Origin of the sequence: Salinivibrio sp. IB282, assembly GCF_001995685.1 — a bacterium.
In the GTDB taxonomy this organism is placed as follows: Bacteria; Pseudomonadota; Gammaproteobacteria; order Enterobacterales; family Vibrionaceae; genus Salinivibrio; species Salinivibrio kushneri.
Genome location: NZ_MUET01000110.1, coordinates 1 through 4,696, shown reverse-complemented (window position 1 = coordinate 4,696; position 4,696 = coordinate 1). Strand labels below are relative to the sequence as shown.

The following is a 4,696-nucleotide window of genomic DNA, read 5'->3' as shown; positions in this document are numbered from 1 at the left end:
ATATTCACGTGCGTGATCCTGAAACGGGCGGCATTAGCCACAACATTGATCACTTCCGTGAGGTGATGGAGCGCATTCGCGAATCAGACGTCGATATTGTCATGAACATCACCGGCGGTGGCGGCGGTGATTGGATGCCGGACGCTCAAGATCCAAGCCGTGGTGGCCCGGGCACCGATATGCAAACCCCAGCCGAGCGTCATGCGCCAGTGGGCGAGCTATTGCCTGAGCTGTGTACCTTAGATTGCGGCAGCCTGAATTTTGGCGACATGGTGTACATCAATACCGCTGACTGGCTGCGCGAGCAAGCGCGGATGGTACAGGCCGCGGGCGTGAAAGCCGAGCTGGAGTGTTTTGACTTAGGCCACGTGTGGTTTGCGCGTCAGCTACAAAAAGAAGGCTTGCTCGAGGGCGATCCGCTGTTTCAGCTTTGCTTAGGCATTCCATGGGGCGCAGAAGCGGACACCGAAACCATGCTGGCAATGCGCAATAAGTTGCCGGAAAACGCCAACTGGGCGGCGTTTGGAATTGGTCGCCATCAGATGCCGATGGTGGCGCAAGCCATGTTGCTGGGTGGACATGCGCGCGTGGGCTTGGAAGATAACCTCTATTTAGAAAAAGGCGTAATGGCGACTAACGGCGGCTTGGTAGAAAAGGCGAGCACCATCATTGAAAACCTTGGCGGTCGTATTATGACACCCGCACAAACGCGCGCCGCGCTGAAACTGGTTGACCCTAAAACCGGAAAGCCGGTTGAAGGAGGTGACCAATGAGCAAGCAGTTAGCGGTCATCGGCACTGGCGTGATTGGTAATGGCTGGATTGCGCGTGCCTTGGCGCAGGGCTGGGACGTGGTTGCCTATGACCCTGACCCACAAGCGCCCACTCGCACCCGTGCCTTTGTAGCCAATGCCTGGCCATCGTTAGAAAAACTCGGGCTCGCCGACGGCGCAGATCCTGCTCGGTTAACCTTTGTTGATAGCCTTGAGCAGGCGGTGAAAGAGGCCGACCTGATCCAAGAGAACGTGCCGGAGCGCATCGATATTAAGCGCCAAACTTTGGCGGCGATTGATGCTGCCGCGGCGCCAAGCGCGATTATTGGCTCATCGACCTCTGGCTTTAAACCCACTGAGCTGCAGACGGATTGTCATAACCACCCAGGGCGGGTGATGGTAGCGCATCCATTCAATCCGGTGTACTTGCTGCCGCTAGTCGAACTAGTCGGCGGCGAAGCCACTCAATCTGATCATATTGACTGCGCCCATGCACTTTACCAAGCGCTGGCAATGCGTCCCTTGGTGGTTAAGCGCGAAATCGAGGGGCATATTGCAGACCGCTTGATGGAAGCGCTGTGGCGTGAAGCCTTGCACCTGGTTAACGACGGGGTGGCTACCACCGAAGAGATTGATGCGGCAGTGGTTTACGGCTGTGGCCTGCGCTGGTCACTGATGGGCACCTTCTTAACTTTCCACCTAGCCGGTGGCGAGCAGGGCATGCGCCATATGCTAGAGCAGTTCGGTCCGGCGCTAAAACTGCCGTGGACCAAGCTGGAAGCGCCTGAGCTGACCGATGAGCTGATTGATAAAGTGGTCGAAGGCTGTGAACACCAAGCCGCGGGTCGTCCTGTTTCTGAGCTAGACCGTCGCCGTGATGCGTTTTTGGTCGAGCTTTTAGACTTGGCGCAGAAGTACTGGCCCGAGGCTGAAGGTTTGGAAGGGCGCATCTAATGGCACTGTTAACGATAGACGTCGCCCCCGAATGGGTCGATTATAACGGGCACATGAACGATGCCGAGTACGCGCGCGTGTTCTCGCTGGGTGTCGATGCGCTCATGGCCACTATTGGCTTGGATGACGCCGGCCGCACCCAGCATGGCTATACCATTTATACCCTAGAAACCCATTTGTGTTACCGACGTGAGGCGCATCAAGGGCAGACCTTGGTGGTCGACGTGACCGTGTTAGCGCGGGATCAAAAGCGCCTGCATGTGTTTATGCAAATGTGTGATTGCCAAGGTGAGGTGCTGGCCACCAGCGAGCAGATGCTGATGGGCATCGATACGCAAACCGGTCGCCCCGCACCGTTTCCGGATGCTGTCTCCAGCCTGATTGAGCGGCTGCCTGCCGCATCCGACAATGAGTGGCCCCAGCTTGCTGGGCGTCGCATCGGCCTACCCAGTAGGCAGTGAGCGCGTCGTCACCGAGATGGTGAGCCATCATGAGGTCCCGCCCAGCAGAGCCTGGGCGGATTACGGGATCGCCGGCCCGACTTCCGGCTCAAGGAGGAATCATTATCGCTACTTCAACACCCCCAAACTCACCCCAACGCGGTGACAGCCAGCAGGCTGCTACCTCGACCGATTATATGATCACCGAGCTTGCACAAGGTGGCTTCTTCCAAGGCATGCATCGCGGCATGACCATTTGTTCAGCCGTATTGGTACTGGCATTTGTATTGTTCACCGGCTTTCAATCCGAGACGGCCAGTGTCTTGTTCGGTGCCACGCGCACCTGGATTGAAAGTACCTTTAGTGGCTACTACCTGGTCACCGTGATGCTGTTATTGACCGTGTGCGGTTTTATCGTTTTCAGCAAGTACGGCAACGTGCGGCTCGGCCCTGACGACAGTCGTCCAGAGTTTAGTAACTTCTCTTGGTTCTCGATGTTGTTTTCTGCCGGCATTGGTATCGGCATCCTGTTTTTTGGGGTGGCCGAACCCATCTTTTATCTCGATAACACCGGTGGATTTGGTTATCCCAACAATCCCCACGCCGACATGGCGGGCGCGGCGGCCATTGGCTATGAGCGCGCCATCGATGCGCTGCGGGTCACCGTGTTCCACTGGGGGCTGCATGGCTGGGCCATCTATGTGATTGTCGGGATGTCGCTGGCGTATTTTGCCTACCGTAAGCAACTCCCTTTGGCCCTGCGCTCGGCGCTTTACCCTTTTATCGGCGATCGTATTTTCGGTGCCTGGGGCCATCTGTTTGACATCCTTGGGGTACTAGGTTGCGTATTTGGTGTGGCGACGTCGCTCGGGCTTGGCGTGAGTCAAATGGCCGTGGGGCTGGAGCGCTTGATGGGAATCGCCTCTGGCTTATCGACCCAACTGGTGTTGATTGCGGTGATTTCGTTTATCTCGATTGTGTCGGCGGTCTCTGGTGTGCGCCGCGGGATCCGTATTATTTCGCAGATGAATATTTGGGTGTCGGTGTTTGTGGTTGGCGTCTTTTTAATTGGCGGCCCCACACTGTGGTTGTTGGGCGCGTTTGGTGAAACCTTGCTCGACTATGCGATTAACTTTATCCCGATGGGGCTGTGGTTTGCTGATGAGCCGGGTACGGTAGATTGGCAGCAGGCCTGGACCATTTTCTATTGGGGCTGGTGGCTTGCCTGGGCACCCTTTGTTGGGTTGTTTATTGCGCGTATTTCCAAAGGGCGCACCCTGCGTGAGTTCGTGTTGGGCGTGTTATTTGTGCCTACCTTGCTGATCTTTGTCTGGTTGGTGATCTTCGGCGGTAATGCGATTTACCAGGAGCTGTACGCCAGTGGTGGCGTCGGCAGTGCTGGGATTATCGATTTGGTGAACGCTTGGGAGCTTCCCGCCGCATTATTTGCCGCAGCTGATGGCATTGTTGGCACTGGCACGTTCGGCTGGATACTCTCGGCTCTGATGGTGTTCTTGCTGATGAGCTGGTTTGTGACCTCGTCGGACTCGGGCACCTTGGTGCTGACAACCATCTTATCTCTGGGTGACGAGGAGCCGCCGCGGCGTTTCCGTATTATTTGGGGCGTAGTGATTGGCTTGGTGGCAGCAACGCTGCTAATGGCCGGCGGCCTTAAAGCGCTACAGACGGCGTTGATCGCTGCCGCCTTGCCACTGAGCGTGGTGATCCTGGTGATGACTGCCGGGGTGCTGATCTCACTGTTTGGTGAGTCGCGCCGCTCGCTAGTGGCGGCTAAAAAAAGCTAGCCGCCAAAAATAGCTGGCCGCGAAAAAATAGCGGTTTAAGGCGTCGCACCAAGACGCGCTAAACGCGAGACAAGCTGCTCATTCCGTTGCCGATTAAGGTGGCGGGGTGAGCGGCTTTTTTATCTATCTTGCCTTTCTTCTTTTACTGGCTTTGGGCTTTGCGCATCTGGCGCGGTGACACACCGTAATGGCTGCGAAACGCGCGGGAAAAACTCGAGCTTGAGCTAAAGCCACACGCCAACCCCACGGACAACACATCGAGATCGGTTTCTTTTAGCAAGTAATGGGCACGCTCTAGCCGCAACCCCAAATACCAGCTTCGTGGTGACTGGTTCAGCTCGCTATCAAAAAGCCGTTGCAGATGGCGAAGCGAGATACCACTGCGCTGAGCCACCTCCGATAAAGGCAGGGGGGATTCTATATGGCGTTCCATCACATCCACCGCGTCGACCAGACGTCGGCGATGGGTGCCTAAACGGCGGGCGAGTGTCATTCGCTGTTGATCGCGTCGGGTACGAATGCGCTCGTGCACTAGCTGTTCAGAGACGTCGATCGCTAACTGGGTGCCGTGGCGACGCGCAATCACATCCAGCGCCATGTCCATCGCCGCTGCGCCCCCTGCGCATGAAAAACGCCGCCGTCCCAGTTCAAACAGCTCATCTGAGGTGCTTACCTCCGGAAAGCGCTCTTGAAACGAGGGCAGGCTTTCCCAATGTAAGGTGACC

General features: G+C 56.7%; 5 protein-coding genes. 4 read left to right on the top strand and 1 reads right to left on the bottom strand.

Translation table 11 applies throughout. From position 1 onward, the window contains the following. The 4 genes from BZG14_RS14595 to BZG14_RS14580 form a co-directional block, all read left to right on the top strand. Positions 1-773: 3-keto-5-aminohexanoate cleavage protein (locus tag BZG14_RS14595; RefSeq protein WP_077609078.1), on the top strand; the 773-nt coding region annotated here is incomplete at its 5' end. After that, positions 770-1,726, top strand: coding sequence for an L-carnitine dehydrogenase (locus BZG14_RS14590; protein ID WP_069361062.1), 957 nt, complete (start codon positions 770-772; stop codon positions 1,724-1,726). The genes BZG14_RS14595 and BZG14_RS14590, both read left to right, overlap by 4 nt. Next, positions 1,726-2,187 (top strand): thioesterase family protein, encoded by a 462-nt coding sequence (locus BZG14_RS14585; protein WP_077609077.1) that lies wholly within the window; start codon positions 1,726-1,728, stop codon positions 2,185-2,187. Before BZG14_RS14590 ends, BZG14_RS14585 begins: the two co-directional genes overlap by 1 nt. 29 nt (positions 2,188-2,216) lie before the next feature. Next, a complete protein-coding gene (locus BZG14_RS14580; protein ID WP_241824133.1) occupies positions 2,217-3,971 on the top strand; it encodes a BCCT family transporter in 1,755 nt (584 codons plus the stop codon). A 142-nt stretch (positions 3,972-4,113) separates the two neighbouring features. Here BZG14_RS14580 and BZG14_RS14575 read toward each other — a convergent pair. Beyond that, positions 4,114-4,696, bottom strand: a 583-nt coding sequence (locus tag BZG14_RS14575; protein WP_131825198.1) for a helix-turn-helix domain-containing protein, incomplete at its 5' end; no start/stop codon positions are given.